Origin of the sequence: Micromonospora sp. NPDC002389 (assembly GCF_040296095.1) — a bacterium.
Classification (GTDB): Bacteria; Actinomycetota; Actinomycetes; order Mycobacteriales; family Micromonosporaceae; genus Micromonospora.
Genome location: NZ_JBEOWP010000014.1, coordinates 108,360 through 128,250, shown reverse-complemented (window position 1 = coordinate 128,250; position 19,891 = coordinate 108,360). Strand labels below are relative to the sequence as shown.

At 70.0% G+C, this 19,891-nt stretch carries 16 protein-coding genes, 1 tRNA gene, 1 other RNA gene and 1 pseudogene; 12 read left to right on the top strand and 7 right to left on the bottom strand.

All coding sequences use genetic code 11. From position 1 onward, the window contains the following. Positions 1-70: 70 nt before the first annotated feature. The 3 genes from ABT008_RS24405 to ABT008_RS24395 all read right to left on the bottom strand — a co-directional run bounded on the left by ABT008_RS24405 (position 71) and on the right by ABT008_RS24395 (position 2,277). Positions 71-628, bottom strand: coding sequence for a hypothetical protein (locus ABT008_RS24405; protein ID WP_350698750.1), 558 nt, complete (start codon positions 626-628; stop codon positions 71-73). Between the two features lie 189 nt (positions 629-817). Beyond that, positions 818-1,939 carry a hypothetical protein gene (locus ABT008_RS24400; RefSeq protein ID WP_350698748.1) on the bottom strand — a complete coding sequence of 374 codons (1,122 nt, stop codon included), beginning with the start codon at positions 1,937-1,939 and terminating at the stop codon, positions 818-820. Beyond that, positions 1,936-2,277 carry a PadR family transcriptional regulator gene (locus ABT008_RS24395; protein WP_350698747.1) on the bottom strand — a complete coding sequence of 114 codons (342 nt, stop codon included), beginning with the start codon at positions 2,275-2,277 and terminating at the stop codon, positions 1,936-1,938. Before ABT008_RS24395 ends, ABT008_RS24400 begins: the two co-directional genes overlap by 4 nt. Before the next feature lie 275 nt (positions 2,278-2,552). On the opposite strand from ABT008_RS24395, the gene ABT008_RS24390 reads away from it, so the two are divergent. Then, positions 2,553-3,470, top strand: coding sequence for a DNA-processing protein DprA (locus ABT008_RS24390; protein WP_350698745.1), 918 nt, complete (start codon positions 2,553-2,555; stop codon positions 3,468-3,470). Positions 3,471-3,498: 28 nt separating this feature from the next. Then, complete coding sequence (locus ABT008_RS24385; protein ID WP_350698744.1) at positions 3,499-4,218, top strand: phosphoribosyltransferase; 720 nt, start codon at positions 3,499-3,501, stop codon at positions 4,216-4,218. 258 nt (positions 4,219-4,476) lie between these two features. Here the strand turns inward: ABT008_RS24385 and ABT008_RS24380 are convergent. After that, positions 4,477-4,561, bottom strand: a tRNA-Ser gene (locus ABT008_RS24380). 81 nt (positions 4,562-4,642) lie between these two features. Between ABT008_RS24380 and ffs the strand changes: the two genes are divergently transcribed. The 9 genes and pseudogenes from ffs to ABT008_RS24335 all read left to right on the top strand — a co-directional run bounded on the left by ffs (position 4,643) and on the right by ABT008_RS24335 (position 15,197). Then, an RNA gene (gene ffs / locus ABT008_RS24375) (signal recognition particle sRNA small type) lies at positions 4,643-4,732 on the top strand. A gap of 200 nt (positions 4,733-4,932) precedes the next feature. After that, entirely contained in the window at positions 4,933-7,833 is a 2,901-nt protein-coding gene (locus ABT008_RS24370) for a DNA polymerase III subunit gamma and tau (protein WP_350698742.1), read from the top strand. Between the two features lie 139 nt (positions 7,834-7,972). Beyond that, positions 7,973-8,281, top strand: coding sequence for a YbaB/EbfC family nucleoid-associated protein (locus ABT008_RS24365; RefSeq protein WP_350698740.1), 309 nt, complete (start codon positions 7,973-7,975; stop codon positions 8,279-8,281). An 8-nt stretch (positions 8,282-8,289) separates the two neighbouring features. Then, positions 8,290-8,883, top strand: a complete 594-nt coding sequence (recR, locus tag ABT008_RS24360; protein ID WP_350698738.1) for a recombination mediator RecR — start codon at positions 8,290-8,292, stop codon at positions 8,881-8,883. Positions 8,884-9,143: 260 nt separating this feature from the next. Then, positions 9,144-10,805, top strand: coding sequence for an ABC transporter substrate-binding protein (locus tag ABT008_RS24355; protein WP_350698736.1), 1,662 nt, complete (start codon positions 9,144-9,146; stop codon positions 10,803-10,805). Positions 10,806-10,883: 78 nt separating this feature from the next. Beyond that, positions 10,884-11,888, top strand: a complete 1,005-nt coding sequence (locus ABT008_RS24350; RefSeq protein WP_117227296.1) for an ABC transporter permease — start codon at positions 10,884-10,886, stop codon at positions 11,886-11,888. After that, on the top strand, positions 11,885-12,847 hold the full coding sequence (locus tag ABT008_RS24345; RefSeq protein WP_350698735.1) for an ABC transporter permease: 963 nt from the start codon (positions 11,885-11,887) through the stop codon (positions 12,845-12,847). Before ABT008_RS24350 ends, ABT008_RS24345 begins: the two co-directional genes overlap by 4 nt. Before the next feature lie 11 nt (positions 12,848-12,858). Further along, a pseudogene (locus ABT008_RS24340) lies at positions 12,859-13,884 on the top strand (ABC transporter ATP-binding protein); the annotation flags it as partial. A gap of 209 nt (positions 13,885-14,093) precedes the next feature. After that, positions 14,094-15,197: an ABC transporter ATP-binding protein gene (locus tag ABT008_RS24335; RefSeq protein WP_350698733.1), complete on the top strand. Its 1,104-nt coding sequence runs from the start codon at positions 14,094-14,096 to the stop codon at positions 15,195-15,197. A 79-nt stretch (positions 15,198-15,276) separates the two neighbouring features. On the opposite strand, the gene ABT008_RS24330 is transcribed toward ABT008_RS24335, so the two are convergent. Together ABT008_RS24330 and ABT008_RS24325 are read right to left on the bottom strand one after the other, a co-directional pair. Beyond that, the gene (locus ABT008_RS24330) at positions 15,277-15,723 is read right to left on the bottom strand and encodes a hypothetical protein (protein WP_350698732.1); all 447 of its coding nucleotides are present in this window, start codon (positions 15,721-15,723) and stop codon (positions 15,277-15,279) included. Further along, positions 15,705-16,367 carry an HNH endonuclease family protein gene (locus ABT008_RS24325; protein ID WP_350698730.1) on the bottom strand — a complete coding sequence of 221 codons (663 nt, stop codon included), beginning with the start codon at positions 16,365-16,367 and terminating at the stop codon, positions 15,705-15,707. Before ABT008_RS24325 ends, ABT008_RS24330 begins: the two co-directional genes overlap by 19 nt. Before the next feature lie 108 nt (positions 16,368-16,475). On the opposite strand from ABT008_RS24325, the gene ABT008_RS24320 reads away from it, so the two are divergent. Beyond that, the gene (locus tag ABT008_RS24320) at positions 16,476-17,972 is read left to right on the top strand and encodes an MFS transporter (RefSeq protein WP_350698728.1); all 1,497 of its coding nucleotides are present in this window, start codon (positions 16,476-16,478) and stop codon (positions 17,970-17,972) included. A gap of 66 nt (positions 17,973-18,038) precedes the next feature. Here the strand turns inward: ABT008_RS24320 and leuA are convergent, their stop codons facing one another. Further along, on the bottom strand, positions 18,039-19,796 hold the full coding sequence (leuA, locus tag ABT008_RS24315) for a 2-isopropylmalate synthase (RefSeq protein ID WP_350698727.1): 1,758 nt from the start codon (positions 19,794-19,796) through the stop codon (positions 18,039-18,041). Between the last annotated feature and the right edge of the window lie 95 nt (positions 19,797-19,891).

Below are 19,891 nucleotides of genomic sequence, written 5' to 3'. Positions count from 1 at the left end.
GTGGCGATGAAGCCGAATTGTCGCAATTTCATGGAATCCCCCAGTCCCCAACGTGACGGGAGCGAAGAGGTTATTGCCGCGCCTCCCATTCGTCGGCCAATTCGTCCCAGTAGTCGGCGCTCAGCCCGCGCCGGCCGTGCGTGAGCCAGCCCTCGGTGCTCCGCTCCACGTGCAGTCCCAGTTCGGCGAAGGGATCGATCCACCGCCCCGGCTCCGCGCCCAACTCGGTCAACGCCGCGTTGATCGGCCACTCTGGACGTGGCCCGTCGAACGCCGCGTCGAAGCGCGGCCCCCAGGACAGGATGCCGCCCAACCAGACCGCCGCCGCCTGGCACCCGACCCCACCGGCGAACTCCGCCTCGACGTACGCCACCGGCCCCCGCCGCGACCAGCGGGCCAGCACCTCGACCAGCGTGGGGGAGAGCACCAGCGCGAACGGTTCCCCCGCGCTCGGCTCGTCGGCCGCATAGTCGGGTGGGGTGCCGGTCAACTCCTCGACCAACTGCGGCGTCACCGGCAGCAGGGCGAAGTCCTGCCGCAACTCGCCGAGCACCGCGTGATCCAGGTCCCGGGTCTCCTCGCGCAGCAGGTCGGCGTCCGCCACGATCGCGCTGAGCTGGTAGCTCACCGAATGTCCACAGCCTGTGGATAGAACATGTGTGCGACGGTGGTCGGGCGTGCTCGCCGTCGTCGGGCAGCGCTCGGCTCCATCCGGTCAGTATCGCGGTAACGGCGACTTCCGGCTGCCGTCGTCGGCCGGTCGTACCGCCAGAGGCCGCCCGGTCCGGACGGCCCCTGCCCCCGTTGCGGTACGTCCTCAGCCGGCCAGGGCGGGCTGCTGCGGTGGCTGTTCGCCGGGCCGGGCGACCAGGATCGCGGCGACGGCGACCAGAGCCCCGGCCACGGTGAGCCCGAGGATCAGCCAGGGCGGCCCGAACGGGTAGTACTCACCCGGCGTGAAGGCACTGTGCACGGTCATGACCGGGAAGGAATCGGCATCGCCGTCCCGGAAGACCCGCATGACGTTGCCGTACAACGCGCCCGCCGGCAGAGCCAGCACCAGCAGCGCAGCAGACCAGAGCCCTGCGGCGCTCCAGCGCCGTCCGGGCGACGCCGCCACCATCCGGTAAGCGACGGAAGCCGCGACCAGCCAGCCGACAAGCAGCCCGACGCCCGTCCCGCCCACGATCATCGGCAGGAACGCAGCGGTACGCGCTGGTGCGGCCTGGACCGAGACGACGCTTCCGTCTGTCGTGTAACCGCTCACGTGGATGATCAGACCGTTCGACTGGGCGCTGAACCGCGCGCCGCGTACCGAGGTCTCGGTGAAGGTTCCGTCGTCCTCGGCGCTGAGATGCTTCCCGTTCAGCGGTGTCAGCGAGGAGACCGACCAGCCGTCTGCGGCGAACCGCTGACGGGCTTGATCGGGGTTCCAGGTGCTGGCGGAGAACGTGACGGTTCCGGGACTGTCGGCACGCCAGGGCATTGGTCGAGGCTGGAGGACGAACGTGGTGCTCCCGGCCGTGTCGGTCTGCCATGGCGTCGCCACGCGCGACTGGAGAGCTTCGTCGCTCGTCCCGGTGGCTTGTGCGGTGAGCCGGGTCATCTCGGCGACGTCGGGCAGGTCGGCGAACGTCTGCGCGCCCAGCCATGAACCGGCGGCGGCACCGAAGCCACCCATGGTCAACGCGGTGAGGACCGCCACGACGGCCAGGAGCGGACGGCCGGCGGGTAGCCGGAGCCGCAGCCGCAGACCGCTGGCGATCAGGTGCACCGCGTCCCCGGCGCGGGGACGGCGCTGACCCGGTGCCGCCATCTCCAATAGCGTGGTCACCAGCTCGGTGCCGTGCCGACGCCGGTGCCGTCGCGGATAGGCGAGCAGCAGCGTCCGGTAGCTGCGCTCCAAACTGTGGTCGGCCTCCGGCCAGACGGTGGTCACGCGGTCACCGTCCCTAAGCCCGGTGCCCCGCCGAAGCGCTTGCCGAGCTGGCTCTCCGCTGCGGTGGCGTGGCGGCGTAACCGCGCGATCTGCTCCTGAAGGGCGGCGGCGCCGGTGTCGCTGAGCCGGTAGTAGCGGCGCAGCCGGCCCTCGACGGCCTCCTCCCGGTCGACGACGAGCAGGCCCTGCTCGGTCAGCCGGTCGAGAGCGCCGTAGAGGGTGCCCGGTCGCAGTTTGACCTCACCGGCGGAGAGTTCCTCGACGGCCCGGATCACGCCGTAACCGTGCAACGGCTGCGCGGCCAGCGCGGTGAGGATCAGAAATGTGGGTTCCTGCATGGCCGCCAATACTACGGTCACCGTTATATGCCGTCAACCGTTCATGCTGTCCGCCAGCCTGTGGGCAGTGCGGTTCGGCCCGGCGGTGCGCAGCGTGTTCGCCGGTGCGGCCAGATGCACTGCTGGGCCGCGAAGCTGGACAATGGCGCTACCGTGACCGAGCGGAACAGTCGTACGGCTGTACGAGGCTTAGGGTCGTGGGCGAGTCGAGGGAAGGAGCGGCAACGAGTCCCGTGTCGCTGCCGCCGGTACACACCACTTCTAGGATCAGTGCCATGCCAGAAGGCCATCAGGTGCAGGTGGCGGCCCTCGTCGCGCTGCTGCGCCAGCCTGGCGCTCGCTGGACTGAGATAGCCGCAGAGGTGCTTGCCGAAGGCAGTGCGCTTGCCGTCTTGCACCGGCAGATCGGGGTGGGAGAGACGCTGTTCGGCGATGACCCGGTGCAGGATGCGTTGAGCGCTGCGCGGACCGAGTTGCAGGCCTGGGCGGCGGATGGCATCGGGGTGTACTCGTTCTTTGATGACGCCTACCCCACACGCCTGCGTGACATTCACCAGATGCCCCCAATTGTGTTCACACGGGGGGCGCTCGCCGAGGATCGACGGGCGGTTGCCGTAGTCGGAACCCGTAGGCCCACGGAGCACGGCGTGGGCATCGCCGAGACCTGTGCCACTGCTCTGGCGGAGTCGGGTTTCACGGTTGTCTCCGGTCTAGCTGCCGGAATCGACACGGCGGCGCATACCGCAGCTTTGCGCGCAGGTGGTCGCACGGTGGCGGTCATCGGCACCGGGGTGAATAAGTCCTATCCCGCAGCAAACAGGCAGCTACAAGATCAGATCATCAGAGATGGCCTAGTGCTCAGTCAGTTTTGGCCAGACACGCCACCTGCCAAGTACACCTTCCCGATGCGAAACGCCGTCATGAGTGGCTACGCTGCGGCGACGATCGTGGTGGAAGCGGCATACCGTAGCGGAGCTCGGATGCAGGCTCGCCTCGCGCTGCAGCACGGCCGACCAGTGGTCCTGACCGACTCGCTCCTGCAGCACGACTGGGCGCGCGAGTACGCCGACCGGCCGGGCGTGCATGTCGTATCGACAGCTAACGAGCTCGTTGCTACGGTCGACCTCATCGTGCACCAGATGCCCCATTCCCCTCAGGCACTTGAAGGTCTACCGCGTCTTGTCGACCTATAGACAATGAGCGACCGCCCAGCATGACGAGATGCAGGTGGTTGAGCGACAGCGCAACTACCTGCGCAGCCCATTGCCGCCGGGTGACGGCATCTGTGTCGTCTGCCGCAGCACTGCGGGGAGCGGATTCGAGCTGTGCTACCAGTGCGGCCAGCACCGTTCTGCATCCGGCGGTATTCAGGCAGACGTCGTCGCCCCGATCGCCTACTCGGTGGCGCGAGAGCAGCACGATCACAACCTGATTGTTTATAAGTCGGCTCAGCCGTCGGCGGTCGCGATGGGAAACCTCTCCTCGCTGACGGTCCTCTACCTCGCGTTTCACTGGGACTGCTTTGCGGACGTGCTTGGCGGTCCTTTCACCCACGTCGTCACTGTTCCCTCCACGCGAGGCCGGCAGGGCGTTCACCCGCTCGAGACCATCGTGGCCAGGCGTCTACCTCTCCCTGTCCTTCGTCCAGTCTCGAGCCCTGCCTACAGTGGTGACGACCGGAGCTTCCATCACGATCGTTTCCAACTGCCGCCGAGCAGCGCCTCTGGCGGAAGGGTCCTTCTTCTCGATGACACATGGACGACGGGCAGTCGTGTCCAGTCGCTGGCTTTTGCCCTCAAGGCGGCCGGAGCGGTAGCCGTGGCGGCGGTCATCATCGGTCGCCGAGTCAACCCGGCGTACGGCCCGTCAGCCCTCCTCATGGAGCGGCTACGGGCAGCGCGGGAGTTCGACATTGCTCGCTGCGTTGTGGAAGGCGCGTGAAGCTCTCCATGAGTATGGCCAGGCACGAACACCCGCCGGTCTCACCACCGGTCTTCCGCCTGCATGAGCATCCGCAGTTGTTCGCCGGCCCGACGCCGCTCGGCCACACTGCACGACGAGGATAGCCAGCCGCCGTACCTGCTGGTTGGTTCGAAAGCCGGCAACCGGAGGAGGGCGAGTGGCCCTAGCAGACATCGCGTAACGAATCAGGGCCGGTCCCCGTGGGGCCGGCCCTGTCGTTCGTGCTGCTCAAGCGAGCGGAGGATACGAGATTCGAACTCGTGAGGGTGTAAACCCAACACGCTTTCCAAGCGTGCGCCCTAGGCCTCTAGGCGAATCCTCCGTCGAACAGAGTACAGGTCCCTGCCGACCCGCCCACCCCACCACCCCCTGAAGATCGGGGACGGGTCGGGTAGGCTGGAGCTACCTCCCGTGCGGCGGTATCTCGTGAACCTCCCCAGGGCCGGAAGGCAGCAAGGATAAGCGAGCTCTGCCGGGTGCACGGGAGGCCTTTCTGTCTCCGGCACCGTGCCTCCCCTCCCACCCAGCGTGGTCAGGCACCGAGCTGTCGGTGTTAACAAGGGGCCCTTCCTCTACCGGAGGCGTTAATAAGGTGCCCTTCCTTGCATCCCGGAGCACCCGGTTCAGCGGGGTGGGTGGTCAGTGGGGTGTGCGCGGGGCGAGAATGGCGCGGTCGAGAGGAGGCGGGACGCCGTGGCACTGGCGCTCTACCGCAAGTACCGGCCGCGTACCTTCGCCGAGGTCATCGGGCAGGAGCACGTCACCGAGCCGTTGTCGCAGGCGCTGCGCAGCGGGCGGCTCAACCACGCGTACCTCTTCTCCGGGCCGCGTGGCTGCGGCAAGACCTCCAGCGCCCGCATCCTGGCCCGGTCGCTCAACTGCGAGCACGGTCCCACCCCGGAGCCCTGCGGCACCTGTGACTCGTGTCGCTCGCTGAGCGGCGACGGGGCCGGCTCGATCGACGTCATCGAGATCGACGCGGCCAGCCACGGTGGTGTGGACGATGCCCGTGAGCTGCGGGAGAAGGCGTTCTTCGCGCCGGCCAACAGTCGCTTCAAGATCTATGTCATCGACGAGGCGCACATGGTCTCGTCGGCCGGCTTCAACGCCCTGCTCAAGCTGGTCGAGGAGCCCCCGGAGTACGTCAAGTTCATCTTCGCCACCACCGAGCCGGAGAAGGTCCTCGGCACGATCAAGTCGCGGACCCACCACTACCCGTTCCGGCTCATCCCGCCGAAGACCCTCCGGCCATACCTGGAGCAGCTCACCGAGGCCGAGGGCGTGCAGGTCGAGCCGGCGGTGTTCCCGCTGGTCGTGCGCGCCGGTGGGGGCAGCGCCCGGGACAGCCTCTCGGTGCTCGACCAGCTCATCGCCGGTGCCGGCCCGGACGGGGTCAGCTATGCCCGGGCCGCCGCGCTGCTCGGCGTCACCGACGCGGCGTTGATCGACGAGATGTGCGACGCGCTGGCGGCCGGGGACGGCGCGGCGGCGTACGCGACCGTCGACCGGGTGGCCGAGGCCGGGCACGACCCGCGCCGGTTCGCCTCAGACCTGCTGGAACGTCTGCGCGACCTGATCGTGCTCCAGCAGGTGCCGGACGCCGCCACCAAGGGGCTCATCGACGGGCCGGACGACCAGATCGAGCGGATGGCCGCCCAGGCCCAGCAGCTCGGGCCGGGCACGCTGTCCCGGTGCGCCGACATCGTGCACGACGGCCTGGTGGAGATGCGGGGTACCACCGCGCCCCGGCTGCTGCTGGAGTTGATCTGCGCCCGGATGCTCCTGCCCGGCGTCGACGATTCCACCGGCGGCCTGCTCCAGCGCCTGGAACGCATGGAACGTCGGCTCACGCTCGCCGGCACGGACGCACCGTCGGCCGCCGTCGGCTCCGCACCCGCGACCGAGCCCGCCGCCGTACGCTCAGCGCCTCCCGCCTCGCCCGCGGCTGCCGCCGCGCACCGGGCCGGGACCGGCACGCCGGCTGCCGCCCCCACCTCGGCCGGTGCCGCCCCGGCCGGGAGTGCCCCTTCCTCGGGATACGACTACGACGCCACCGCTGACGGCACCGCCCGAACGGGCGGAGGTGCCGCAGGTGGCTCCGGCGGCGATGCGGGTCAGGCCGAGCCGGTCGCGCCGCGTCGTCAGGTGCCGCCATCGGCCGTCATGCCCGATCCGACGACCCCGGAGCCGCCCCGCCCCGGTGCGGCGGCGCCCGGCGAGCTGGACGCGGTGGCGGTGCGCCGGGTCTGGCCCGAGGTGGTCGGCAAGGTCAACCGGAGCAACAAGCGGATCGCCGCGCTGATGCGGGACGCGGTGGTGCGCGACCTCGACGGCGACACGCTCGTGGTCACCGTGAAGTCGAGCGTGCTGGCCAAGATGATGACCGACCACGCCCGGGTGCTCACCGACGCGCTCTACGAGGAGCTGGGCGGGCGCTGGCAGATCCGGTGCGAGGTGGCCGGCGAGCGGGGCGGCATGTCGCCCGGCAACCCGCGTGCCGCCGGCTCGGCTCCCGCCCGTCCGACGCCCGCCGCCGAGACTCCGAGCCGCCCCGCCGCTGAGGGGCCCGGCCGTCCCGCCGCCGAGGGTTCGGGTCGTCCCGCTGGTGCGGGGACTCCGGTCGACAGCGGTTCGTCTGACGGCACGGCCCACCCGGGCTCCGCTGGCCGCGCTCCCGGAGGTGCCGCTGCTGCGGGTCCCGCCGGTGCGGCAGCGGCCGGTCGACCCGGCGGCGTCGACGCGGGCACTGGCGGTGGTGCGAACGCTGGCCCCGGTGCTGCTGACGCAGGCCGTACCGGGGGCACGGCCGGTGGGAGCCCCGGTGGCGCGACTGGTAGCGCACGCTCCGGTGGTGCGGCCTACACGGGTGCGCCCGGTTCTGCGCACCTCGGTGCTGCCGGACGACCGCAGGGACGGGCTGGTAGCGGTTCGCCAGCCGTGTCGGGCGAGGACGACGACGAGGGCTGGCCGGAACCGGCGCGTCCCGGTGGCTCGACGCCGCCCGCCGAGTCGGGCGGGTCAAGCGGGTCGGGCGGGTCGGATGAGGGCTGGCCGGAGGCGGCCCGACCGGGCGGTGCGTCCGCGTCGACCGTCGCCCCGGCAGCGCAGGCCGCGGTCGCGAACGGCCGGTCCGCCCCGGCGTCGGGCGGTCACGCCGTGGAGGCTGCGGCAGGCCGGTCCGGTGCGGCGGCCCCGCCCCGGCAGGCTCCGGTGGGCAACGGCGACGGTGGTGCGGGTGGCGCACCGGTCAGCAGCGCGATCGCGGCGGCCCGGGCGGCGGCGGCCGGGCGGGGTACGCGTACCGCTGGGGCGGGCACACGTACCGCTGCGGCGGGCCGGCGGACCGCGGACGCCGAGTTTGCCGGTGAGCCGCCGTACGATCCGGACTTCGACGGTCCGGGGCGCGGTGGCGGGCGTCCCGGCGGTGGCCCGCCGGCCACGGCGCCGGTCTACGAGGGTTTCGACCCGGGCGACGAGCCGGGGGACGAGGTCATCGACGAGAAGACCGCCCGGGAGTCCGGCGAGGCGCAGGCGGTACGTCTGCTGCGGGAGGCGTTCGGCGCCGAGAAGATCGACGAGGTGCCGACCCGCTGACCCACGCGCCGCGCCCGATGGGCGGGGTGCGGCAGCCGGGGTGTGGCCGCCGGGGTGTGGTCGGTGGGCATGGTTAGGGTGGGCGTGGTCTTGTAGACGAGTCGAGGGAGCGATCGTGCGGCCTGGTGGACAGCCGAACATGCAGCAGATGCTGAAGCAGGCGCAGAAGATGCAGCAGCAGATCGCCAAGGCGCAGGCCGAGTTGGCCGAGGCCGAGGTGACCGGCACCGCCGGCGGCGGTCTGGTCACCGCGACCGTGTCCGGCGCCGGTGAGATCAAGAGCATCAAGATCGACCCGAAGGCGGTCGACCCGGAGGACGTGGAGACCCTGGAGGATCTGGTCCTTGCGGCGCTGCACAACGCCACCGCGGCGGCCCGTGAGCTGACCGACCAGAAGATGGGCCCGGTCGCGGGTGGGATGGGCGGCCTCGGCCTGCCCGGGTTCTGAGCCACCCGATGTACGAGGGTGCCATCCAGGATCTGATCGACGAGCTGGGGCGCTTGCCGGGCGTGGGCCCGAAGAGCGCCCAGCGGATCGCCTTCCACGTCCTGTCGGCGGATCCGGCCGACGTGAACCGGCTGGCCGGAGCGCTGCGCAAGGTCAAGGACCTGGTGCGCTTCTGCACCAGTTGCTACAACGTCGCCGAGTCGGAGCAGTGCCGGATCTGCCGTGATCCGCGTCGCGGCAACGAGGTGATCTGTGTGGTCGAGGAGCCGAAGGACGTCGTCGCGATCGAGCGGACCGGTGAGTTCCGGGGGCGGTACCACGTGCTCGGCGGGGCGATCAATCCGCTGGAGGGCATCGGGCCGGACAACCTGCGTATCCGGGAGCTGCTGGCTCGGCTGAGCGGCGGTGAGGTCCGCGAGTTGATCCTGGCCACTGACCCGAACACCGAGGGCGAGGCGACCGCGACGTACCTCGCCCTCATGGTCAAGCCGATGGGGATCTCGGTGACCAGGTTGGCCAGTGGCCTCCCGGTCGGCGGCGACCTGGAGTACGCCGACGAGATCACCTTGGGCCGTGCTTTCGAGGGCCGCCGCGCGGTCTGACCGAGGGCGGGTGGGTGTGACACCGGTGGCGGCGGCTCACCCGAGCACGTAACAGATTGATATCGATTGTATGGGGGGATTGGCCCCTTTTGTCGCATAGCCTCTGAGCGTGTCTGCTGGTGGCCGGTCACTAAGGACACGATCCGGTACCAAGAGCTTCGCGCGCCGTTTCCCGGCGGTCGAAGTGGGAGCTATGGTCACCGCCATCGGTGACCCTGTCACCACGTTGTCCGTAACCCCAAGGACGAGGTGAAGCACCCATGCGTGCATCCAGGCCGAAGGTCGCTATCGCGGCCGTGGCGGCCGCGGCCCTCGCGGTAGCAGGCTGTGCCGAAAGCGATCGCGAAGGTTCCAGCGGTAGTAGCAACGAGACCCTCGTCTTCGGCGTCGCCGGAGACCCGAAGGTGCTCGACCCCAGCTTCGCCAGCGACGGTGAGTCGCTGCGTGTGGCGCGTCAGGTCTTCGAGACGCTGGTCCGCCCCGAGGAGGGCGGCACCAAGGTCAGCCCCGGCCTCGCCGAGTCCTGGGAGCCCGACGCGACGGGTACGACGTGGACGTTCAAGCTGCGTTCCGGCGTGAAGTTCCACGACGGCACCGACTTCAACGCCGAGGCCGTCTGCACGAACTTCGACCGGTGGTACAACGCCAAGGGCCTCATGCAGAGCCCGGACGTGACGGCGTACTGGCAGGACATCATGGGCGGCTTCGCCGCCAACGAGGACGACACTCTCCCGGAGAGCCTCTTCAAGTCCTGCACCGCCACCGACGCGACCACGGTCAGCCTGGCCTTCACCCGGGTCTCCAGCAAGATCCCGGCCGCCCTGATGCTGCCGTCCTTCTCGATCCACAGCCCGAAGGCGCTGCAGGAGCACGACGCCAGCAACGTCACGGGCAGCGCGGACGACATCAAGTACCCGGCGTACGCGACCGAGCACCCGACCGGTACCGGTCCGTTCAAGTTCAAGTCCTGGGACGTCCCGAACAAGACGCTGACCCTGGAGCGCAACGAGGACTACTGGGGCGAGAAGGCCAAGCTCAAGAGCCTGATCTTCCGCACCATCTCGGACGAGAACGCGCGTAAGCAGGCGCTGCGTTCCGGTGACATCCAGGGCTACGACCTGGTTGGACCGGCCGACGTCGAGCCGCTCAAGGGCGAGGGCTTCAACGTCCTGACCCGCCCGGCCTTCAACATCCTCTACCTGGCGATCAACCAGAAGGGGAACCCGAAGCTGGCCGACCTCAAGGTCCGGCAGGCGCTGGCGCACGCGATCAACCGCCAGGCGCTGGTCGACTCGAAGCTGCCCCCGGGCGCCCAGGTCGCGGTGAACTTCTTCCCCGAGACCGTCGAGGGCTGGAACGGCGACGTCACCAAGTACGACTACGACGTCGACAAGGCCAAGTCGCTGCTGGCCGAGGCCGGCGCGTCGGACCTGACCCTGCGGTTCCACTACCCGACCGAGGTGACCCGGCCCTACATGCCGAACCCGAAGGACCTGTTCGAGCTGGTCTCGGCGGACCTCCAGGCGGCCGGCATCAAGATCGAGCCGATCCCGCTGAAGTGGAGCCCGGACTACCTCAACGCCACCACCTCCGGCTCCGCGCACGACCTGCACTTCCTCGGCTGGACCGGTGACTACGGCGACGGTTACAACTTCATCGGCACGTTCTTCGACCGGCAGAAGGACGAGTGGGGCTTCAACAACCCCGCGCTGTTCGAGAAGTTCAAGCAGGCGGACACCACCGCGGACCAGGCGGCCAAGGTGGCGCTCTACAAGGAGATCAACGCCGACATCATGAACTTCCTGCCCGGTGTGCCGATCTCGCACGCACCGCCGGCCATCGTGTTCGGCAAGGACGTGACCGGGGTCAAGGCGAGCCCGCTCACCGACGAGCGGTTCTCCACCGCCGAGTTCAAGTCCTGATCTGACGCATATAGAACGCGGGCGGGCGCTGTACCACAGCGCCCGCCCGCTACCCTCAGCACACCCTTCGAGGCCGCCGTGTTCCGGTTCATCGTCAGACGCCTCCTGCAGCTGATACCCACGCTGTTCGGGCTCTCCATCCTGTTGTTCATCTGGCTCCGGCGGTTGCCCGGTGGCCCCGAGACCGCCATCCTCGGCGAGCGGGGCACACCCGAGATGCGCGCCGCGATCCGCCGCAATCTCGGCCTCGACGAGCCGATCCTGATCCAGTACGGCCGGTTCGTGCGGCGGATGGTCCGCCTGGACCTGGGTACGTCGATCTCCACCAAGCGCGAGGTCACCACCGAGTTCCTCCAGCGCTTCCCCGGCACCGTCGAGCTGACCGTCACCGCGATGGTGATCGCGATCGGCATCGGTATCCCGCTGGGCTATCTGGCCGCCCGCCGACGCGGCCGCTTCCTCGACCACGCCTCCGTCGGCGGGTCGCTGATCGGCATCTGCATCCCGGTCTTCTTCCTGGCGTACGTGCTGAAGGCGATCTTCTCGGAGAACCTCGGCTGGTTCCCCTCCAGCGGACGGCAGGACCCGACGATCGGCGCCACCCGGATCACCAACTTCTTCGTGCTGGACGGGCTGATGACCCGGGAGTGGGACGCCGCCGCCGACGCGCTGTGGCATCTGGTCCTGCCCGGGCTCGCGCTGGCCAGCATCCCGCTGGCGATCATCGTCCGGATCACCCGGGCCAGCGTGCTGGAGGTGCTCAACGAGGACTTCGTCCGCACCGCCGAGGCCAAGGGCCTGACCGAGAACGTCGTACGCCGCCGGCATGTGCTGCGTAACGCCATGCTCCCGGTGGTGACCTCGATCGGTCTGCTCACCGGCGGTCTGCTCTCCGGCGCGGTGCTCACCGAGACCGTCTTCGCGTTCAGCGGGATCGGCGCCTTCCTCGCCGAGGCCATCAACCAGCGCGACTATCCGGTCCTGATGGGCTTCATCATGATCATTGCGGTGGTGTACGTGCTGGTGAACCTGATCGTGGACCTCTCGTACAGCCTGATCGACCCGAGGGTGAGGGTCCGATGACGATCATCAGTGGCAAGAAGCGCGAGAAGATCGACCGGCTCGCCGAACTCGCCGCGCGCGAGGAGGAGCGGGGCGTCAGCCTGTGGCAGGACGCCTTCCGGCGGCTGCGGCGCAACCCGGCGGCCATCATCGGCGCGGTCATCCTGGCCATCTTCGTGCTGGTGGCGCTGATCGGCCCGTTCCTGGTGCCGTACGGCCCGACGGACACGATGGGCATCCGCGAAGGCGTGATCCGGCCGGGCACCATCCCCGGCCCGTCCAGCGAGCACTGGTTCGGCTACGACCACCAGGGTCGGGACGTGTTCAGCCGGATGGTGGTGGGCGCCCGGCAGACCCTGCTGGTCGGCGTGGTGGCCACCCTCATCGGTCTGGCCGTCGGCGCGCTGATCGGTGGCGTGGCGGGTGCTGCCGCCGGCCTGGGTGGCCGCTGGGGGCGCTGGATCGACAGCGTCCTGATGCGGTTCATCGACATGCTGCTGGCGCTGCCCAGCCTGCTGCTCGCGGTCAGCATCGCCGCCCTGCTCGGCCGGAGCCTGACCACCGTGATGATCGCGGTCGGCATGGTCTCGGTGCCGGTCTTCGCCCGGCTGCTACGTGGCTCGATGATCGTGCAGTCGAACAGTGACTACGTCCTCGCCGCCACCTCGCTCGGCGTACGCAAGTCGAAGATCGCGCTGACCCACGTACTCCCCAACTCGCTCGCCCCGGTCATCGTCCAGGCGACGCTGACCCTGGCCACCGCGATCATCGAGGCCGCCGCGCTCTCCTTCCTCGGGCTCGGCAACCCCGACTCGGCCACTCCCGAGTGGGGCGTCATGCTGGCCGACGCGCAGCAGTACCTCGGGGTACGGCCGGAGCTGGCCATCTATCCGGCGGTCGCCATCATCATCACCGCGCTGGGCTTCACCCTGCTCGGTGAGGCGATGCGCGAGGCCCTCGATCCGAAGCTGCGGAAGTAGGAGGGTTCGTAATGGCACTACTCGAAGTGGACGACCTCTCCGTCACCTTCGCCCGGCGCGGTCAGCGCGCCGTGCACGCCGTCGACGGGGTGTCCTTCTCGGTCGACGCCGGTCAGGTGGTCGGCCTGGTCGGTGAGTCCGGCTGCGGCAAGTCGGTGACCTCGCTGGCCATCATGGGCCTGCTGCCCAAGCAACCCGGCCTGCGGGTCGGCGGCAAGGCGGTGTTCGACGGCACGGACCTGCTCCAGCTCGACGACCGGTCGCGGCGGGACATCCGGGGCCGCGACGTCGCGATGATCTTCCAGGACCCGCTGTCCTCACTGAACCCGGTCGTACCGATCGGACTCCAGGTCACCGAGGTGCTGACCCGGCATCGGGGGATGAAGGGCGCCGCTGCGGCGAAGGAGGCTGCCGCACTGCTGGACCGGGTCGGCATCCCCGACCCCACCCGGCGGCTCAAGGAGTACCCGCACCAGCTCTCCGGTGGGATGCGGCAGCGCGCCTTGATCGCGATGGCGGTGGCCTGCCAGCCCCGGCTGCTGATCGCCGACGAGCCCACCACGGCGCTCGACGTCACCATCCAGGCCCAGATCCTGGAACTGCTCAAGGACCTGGTCCGGGACTCCGACACCGCACTGGTGATGATCACGCACGACCTGGGCGTGGTCGCCGGCATGTGCGACACGATCAACGTGCTGTACGGCGGCCGGGTGGTGGAGACCGCCCGACGGCGTCCGCTGTTCCGCGAGCCCCGGCACCCGTACACGGTGGGGTTGCTCGGGTCCGTGCCGCGCCTGGACGCCGGGCGCGGCGAGCGGCTCACCCCGATCCCCGGCTCGGTGCGTGACCTGCTGCCCTGGCCCGAGGGCTGCGCCTTCGCGCCGCGCTGCACCCGGCGGGTGGACGCCTGCGTCGGCCAGCCGCCGGAGCTGGTGCTCACCCACGCCGGCCGCAGCTACCGTTGCGTCAACCCGGCCCCGTTGCCGGGCCCCACGCCGGCTACGCCGTCCACCGAAGCCGCATCGTCGTCCGCCGAGGCATCGTCGTCTGCTGAGGGGCCGTCGTCCGTCGAGGGCGAGCCGTCTGCTGAGGGGCCGTCGTTCGTCGAGGGCGAGCCGTCTGCCGAAGCCGGGGCATCTGCCGGGACTGCGGCGGTCGCCGAGGCACCGTCGGTCGCTGAGGGGGCCGCGCCCGTCGAGGCGTCGGGTACCGGCCAGGTGCCCGCGCCGCGCGAGGAGGAGAAGTCATGACCGAGAGCGACGTCCTCGTCGAGGTACGGGACCTCAAGGTGCATTTCCCGATCAAGCGGGGGGTGCTGTTCGACCGGACGGTCGGCCACGTCAAGGCGGTCGACGGCGTCGACCTGAGCATCTCGCGCGGCAAGACGTACGGCCTGGTCGGTGAGTCGGGCTGCGGCAAGTCCACGCTCGGCCGGGCGCTGCTCCAACTCAACCCGCCCACCGCAGGCGAGGTGCGCTTCGACGGGGTGGAGTTGACCACGCTGGCGCCGCGCAGGCTGCGGACCATGCGGCGGCGGATGCAGATGATCTTCCAGGACCCGATGTCCAGCCTCGACCCGAGGCAGAACGTCGAGTCCATCCTCACCGAGGGCCTGCAGACGCACGGCATCGGTGGCGACCGGGACGGCCGCCGGAAGATCATCGGCGAGACGCTGGACAAGGTGGGCCTGCCCCGTTGGGCGTTGTCCCGCTATCCGCACGAGTTCTCCGGCGGTCAGCGACAGCGCATCGGCATCGCCCGCGCGCTGGTGCTCGGGCCGGAGCTGATCGTCGCCGACGAGCCGGTCTCCGCCCTGGACGTGTCGATCCAGGCGCAGGTGATCAACCTGCTCGACGAGTTGCAGGACAGCCTCGGCCTCACCTATCTGGTAATCGCGCACGACCTGGCGGTGGTGCGGCACATCTCCGACACCGTCGGTGTGATGTACCTGGGCGGCCTGGTCGAGGAGGCACCCAGCGACCGGCTCTACACCGAGCCGCTGCACCCGTACACCCGGGCGCTGATGTCGGCGGTGCCGGTGCCGGACCCGGACGTCGAGGACCGCCGGGAGCGGATCCTGCTCTCCGGTGACCTGCCGTCGCCGGCCAACCCGCCGTCGGGTTGCCGCTTCCACACCCGGTGCCCGTGGGCGCAGCCGACCCGGTGCGCCGACGAGCGGCCGGTGCTGCGGGAGATCGGCGGGAGTCGGGTCGCCTGTCACTTCGCCGAGCAGATCGCCAGCGGCGAGCTGCGGCCGCACAAGGTGAGTGCGGAGATCGTCCGTCCGGAGGGCGAGGGCGAGGAGCCTGGCGTGGTCTCCGCGCCCAGCGAGCCGGGCACGTTCGTCTAGCCGAGATGTTAGGAGGGGTCCCTTTCTATGCCGCAGGCGTTAGAAAGGGACCCCTCCTAACATCCGGGTGCAACCAGAATCAGCCCTCGGGGCGGTTCAGCAGGCCGACCGCGATGCTGTGCACCGCGTCCAGCCCGGCCGCGTCGGCCAGCGCCGCGCTGCCGCCGGTGACCGCGTACCACTCGTCGGCGTCCTTGTACTGCACGTGGAGGGTGACCCGGCCGTCGGCGAGGTCGGTTCGCAGGGTCAAATCCCCGGTGACCACGCCGACCTCGTCGGTCATCACCCCGCCCGGTCCGGGCACGATGTCCGTGCTCCGGCTCTGCGGACCGGTGGCGCCACCGGCGTCGGCGGTCATCCCGGCACCGGGCACCTCCACCTCACCCGCAGCCGCGCCGTCGGCGGTCATCCCGGCGGTGGCCGGGCCGGGGCTGCCGCCGGCCGCCGCGGCGTCGTCTCCGCCCGCGTCAGGCGTCCGTTCGGGTGCCGGGGTGCCGCCGGCTCCGGTTACGGCTTGCTCTCCCATGTGCAGCCCTCCAACATGTCGGCCAGCGCGGCCTTCTCAGCACTGGTGATCGTGAGCTTCCAGTGGTGCTTCACCGCCACCCAGTCGCCGGCATACTGGCACCAGTATGACCGGTTTGGCGGTTTCCACTGGGACGGATCCTGATCACCCTTTGCCCGGTTGGAGGAGGCCGAAACCGCGAAGAGCTGCGGCCGGTCGAGGTCGTTCGCGAAATCACTACGCTTCGAGTCGTCCCACTCGTCCGCGCCGGAGCGCCACGCGTTGGCGAGCGGGACCATGTGGTCGATGTCCACGCTGGACGGGTCGGTGAAGGTCCGCCCGTCGTACACGCTCTCCCAGTTGCCACCCACCACGTTGCACCCGGAGTGCTGGATGTCCTTGCCGTCGCGTTCCAGCACGGTGTCCCGGACGTCGCAGTTCTGGCCGGTCTTGCGCCAGTGCGAGAAACGGTTGCGGCTGTAGCCGCGCATCGGGTTGGCTTCGGCGACGGTCAGTTCGGAGAGCATCTGGGTGGCGGTGCCGCCGTCACCACTGGTGGGCGACACCTCCGGCTCCACCAACTCGACGCAACCGGCCGCGCCTAGGGTCAGCGCCGCGACGAGCGCGAGCGCCCCCAGGGCGCGAGGTCCTGATCTGGTACGCACAGACGACACCTCTCCAGCTTGCGGGCTTTCGGCGATCCCGCACAGTACCCGGGCCCAGTTTCGGCGATTCGTGGTGTCTCACGTATGGCGCACGGCACATTGGTAGTCATGCCCGAAAACGCGCCCGCACTCCGGCTGAAGTCGCACGCCGGCCGAGGCACGCTGGCCGCCGCCGTCCTCGCCTCCGGCATGGTCTTCCTGGACACCACCGTGGTCAACGTGGCCCTGCCCCGACTCGGCGCCGAGCTGGGCGCCTCGGTGGCGGGACTACAGTGGACGGTCAACGGCTATTTGCTCACGTTGGCCGCGTTCGTGCTGCTCGGCGGGGCGCTCGGCGACCGCTTCGGGCGACGGCGGATCTTCCTGCTGGGCGTGGTCTGGTTCACCGCCGCCTCGGTGCTGTGCGGGCTGGCACTGCGTACCGACTGGTTGGTGGCCGCACGGTTCCTCCAGGGTGCCGGCGGCGCGCTGCTGACCCCCGGCTCGCTGTCGCTGCTCCAGGCCAGCTTCCACCCGGACGACCGGGGCAAGGTGATCGGGGCGTGGTCCGGGCTCTCCGGTGTCTCCACCGCGCTCGGCCCGTTCATCGGCGGATGGCTGATCGACGCGCTCTCCTGGCGATGGATCTTCTTCCTGAACCTGCCGCTGGCCGTGCTGGTGGTGCTGGCCGCGCTGCGCTGGGTGCCGGAGAGCCGGGACGAGAGCGCCTCGCGTAGCCGGGGAACCGGCCGACGCTTCGACGTGGCCGGCGCGCTGCTCGGCGCGCTGGCGCTGGCCGGGGTCACGTACGCGCTCGTGGACGCGCCGGGGCGCGGAATCCGCTCACCCGCCGTGCTGGTGGCGGCGCTGGTCGCGGTGCTGGCCGCGCTGGCGTTCGTCCTCCTGGAACGGCGTCGCGGCGAGACCGCGATGCTGCCCACCGGCCTGTTCGGCAGCCGACTCTTCTCGGTGCTGAACGTCTTCACCGTGCTGGTGTACGCCGCACTCGGCGGGTTCACCTTCTTCTTCGCCGTCTATCTGCAGAACGTGGTCGGCTGGTCGGCGCTGCTCACCGGCCTGGCCCTGCTGCCGATGACGGTGCTGCTGCTGATCGGTTCGCCGAAGGCCGGGGCGCTGTCGGCGAAGATCGGGCCGAGGCTGCCGCTGACCGTCGGCCCGGTGCTGGCCGCCGTCGGGCTGCTGGTGCTGCGGGAGGTCGACGCGGGTGCGTCGTACTGGCGGCAGGTACTGCCCGGGGTGGTGCTGTTCGGTGCCGGGCTGACCCTGGTGGTGGCACCGCTGACCGCGTCCGTGCTGGCCGCCGTGGCGGACCGATTCGCCGGGGTGGCCAGCGGCTTCAACAACGCCGCATCCAGGGTGGGCGGTCTGCTGGCGGTGGCCGCGTTGCCGCTGCTGGTCGGGCTCAGCGGCACGGGCTACGAGCAGCCCGCCGAACTCACTGCCGCCTACCGGGGCGCGCTGCTCTGGTGCGCCGGTCTGCTGGTGGCCGGGGCGGTCATCGCCGCCCTGCTGGTACGCCGTCCGACCCGCCGACCACCGCCCGCACAACCCTGCCACTCCATGCCCGTCTCCACCCCGGACGACTCGGCCGCCCGGGACAGGTGAAAGGAGGGGTCCCCTGCTATGCAAAATGCGATAGCAGGGGACCCCTCCTTACATCCAGGCCGGCGGTCAGCGACGGGCGCGGTTGACGGCGCTGGTGACCGCCTTGACGGAGGCGGTGACGATGTTCGCGTCCATGCCGACGCCCCAGACCGTCCGCCCGTCCACCTCGCACTCCACGTACGCGGCCGCCTGTGCGTCACCGCCGGAGGAGAGCGCATGCTCGTGGTAGTCGAGCACCCGTACGCTCACCCCGGCCGAGCCGAGCGCGTTGACGTAAGCGTCGATCGGGCCGTTGCCGATCGCGGTCACCGAGCGGGCCTGGCCGTCCACACCGACCTGTGCGGTGATCTCGACCTTGCCGTCGGCGCTGCCGATGGCGTACTCGGTCAGCGTCACCGCCGGGTCGGCCTGGTGGTCGAGCAGGTACTGCGTGGCGAAGATCTGCCACATGGTGTCCGGGCCGACCTCGCCACCGTCGTGGTCGGTGACCTGCTGCACCACGCCGGAGAACTCGATCTGGAGCCGTCGGGGCAGGTCCAGTTGGTGCTCGGTCTTCATGATGTACGCGACGCCGCCCTTGCCGGACTGCGAGTTGACCCGGATCACCGCCTCGTAGCTGCGGCCCAGGTCCTTCGGGTCGATCGGCAGGTACGGCACCGCCCAGGTGAAGTCGTCGACCGGTACGCCGGCCGCCGCCGCGTCGGCGTTCAGCGCGGCGAAGCCCTTGTTGATGGCGTCCTGGTGGGAGCCGGAGAAGGCGGTGTAGACCAGGTCACCGGCGTACGGGTGGCGCTCGTGCACGGGCAGTTGGTTGCAGTACTCGACGGCCCGCTTGACCTCGTCGATGTCGGAGAAGTCGATCATCGGATCGATGCCCTGGGAGAAGAGGTTTAGGCCCAGCGTCACCAGGTCTACGTTGCCGGTGCGCTCGCCGTTGCCGAACAGGCACCCCTCGATCCGGTCCGCGCCGGCCAGCAGGCCCAGCTCGGCAGCGGCGACGCCGGTGCCCCGGTCGTTGTGCGGGTGCAGGCTGAGTACCAGGCTCTCGCGCCGGGGCAGGTGCCGGTGCATCCACTCGATCGAGTCGGCGTACACGTTCGGCATGGCCATCTCGACCGTGGCCGGCAGGTTGACGATCAGCTTGCGGTCCGGCGTGGGGTCGACGACCTCGATGACCTTGGCGCAGACCTCCAGCGCGTACTCCAGCTCGGTGCCGGTGTACGACTCCGGCGAGTACTCGTAGTGGATCTCCGTGTCCGGCGTGTGGATCTCCGCGTACTTCTGGCAGAGCCGGGCGCCGGTGGTGGCGATGTCGGCGATGCCGTCGCGGTCGAGCCCGAAGACCACCCGTCGCTGCAGCGTGGAGGTGGAGTTGTAGAAGTGCACGATCGCCCGGCGCGCGCCGCGCAGCGCCTCGAAGGTCCGGTCGATCAGGTGCTCCCGGCACTGCGTCAGCACCTGGATCGTGACGTCGGCGGGGATCATGTCCTGCTCGATGAGCTGCCGGACGAACTCGTAGTCGGTCTGGCTGGCCGACGGGAACCCGACCTCGATCTCCTTGTAGCCCATCTGCACCAGGAGCTGGAACATCCGGCGCTTGCGCTCCGGCGACATCGGGTCGATCAGCGCCTGGTTGCCGTCGCGCAGGTCGACCGCGCACCAGCGCGGTGCGGCCTCGACGTGCCGGGTCGGCCAGGTGCGGTCCGGCAGGTCGATGCGGAACTGCTGCTGGTAGGGCTGGTAGCGGCGGTACGGCATCTGGCTGGGACGCTGCCGCGCGATGGCATCGGAATCAACGTCGGTGGTGCCGGCTGGGTGAGCCATGGCGGATTTCTCCTGGGGTCATGTGTCGTCAGCGACGGGAGTCGGCAGGGATGCCGAGCGAAAGATCCGGGACTGTGCTGGCGGCGCGGTTCGAC

What these genes read in the sequence shown, in the direction of transcription:
- ABT008_RS24395 (WP_350698747.1), bottom strand. Translation starts at nt 2,277, where the DNA reads ATGCAGGAACCCACATTTCTGATCCTCACCGCGCTGGCCGCGCAGCCG.
- ABT008_RS24390 (WP_350698745.1), top strand. Translation starts at nt 2,553, where the DNA reads ATGCCAGAAGGCCATCAGGTGCAGGTGGCGGCCCTCGTCGCGCTGCTG.
- ABT008_RS24385 (WP_350698744.1), top strand. Translation starts at nt 3,499, where the DNA reads ATGCAGGTGGTTGAGCGACAGCGCAACTACCTGCGCAGCCCATTGCCG.
- ABT008_RS24365 (WP_350698740.1), top strand. Translation starts at nt 7,973, where the DNA reads ATGCAGCAGATGCTGAAGCAGGCGCAGAAGATGCAGCAGCAGATCGCC.
- recR (WP_350698738.1), top strand. Translation starts at nt 8,290, where the DNA reads ATGTACGAGGGTGCCATCCAGGATCTGATCGACGAGCTGGGGCGCTTG.
- ABT008_RS24355 (WP_350698736.1), top strand. Translation starts at nt 9,144, where the DNA reads ATGCGTGCATCCAGGCCGAAGGTCGCTATCGCGGCCGTGGCGGCCGCG.
- ABT008_RS24345 (WP_350698735.1), top strand. Translation starts at nt 11,885, where the DNA reads ATGACGATCATCAGTGGCAAGAAGCGCGAGAAGATCGACCGGCTCGCC.
- ABT008_RS24335 (WP_350698733.1), top strand. Translation starts at nt 14,094, where the DNA reads ATGACCGAGAGCGACGTCCTCGTCGAGGTACGGGACCTCAAGGTGCAT.
- ABT008_RS24330 (WP_350698732.1), bottom strand. Translation starts at nt 15,723, where the DNA reads ATGGGAGAGCAAGCCGTAACCGGAGCCGGCGGCACCCCGGCACCCGAA.
- ABT008_RS24320 (WP_350698728.1), top strand. Translation starts at nt 16,476, where the DNA reads ATGCCCGAAAACGCGCCCGCACTCCGGCTGAAGTCGCACGCCGGCCGA.
- leuA (WP_350698727.1), bottom strand. Translation starts at nt 19,796, where the DNA reads ATGGCTCACCCAGCCGGCACCACCGACGTTGATTCCGATGCCATCGCG.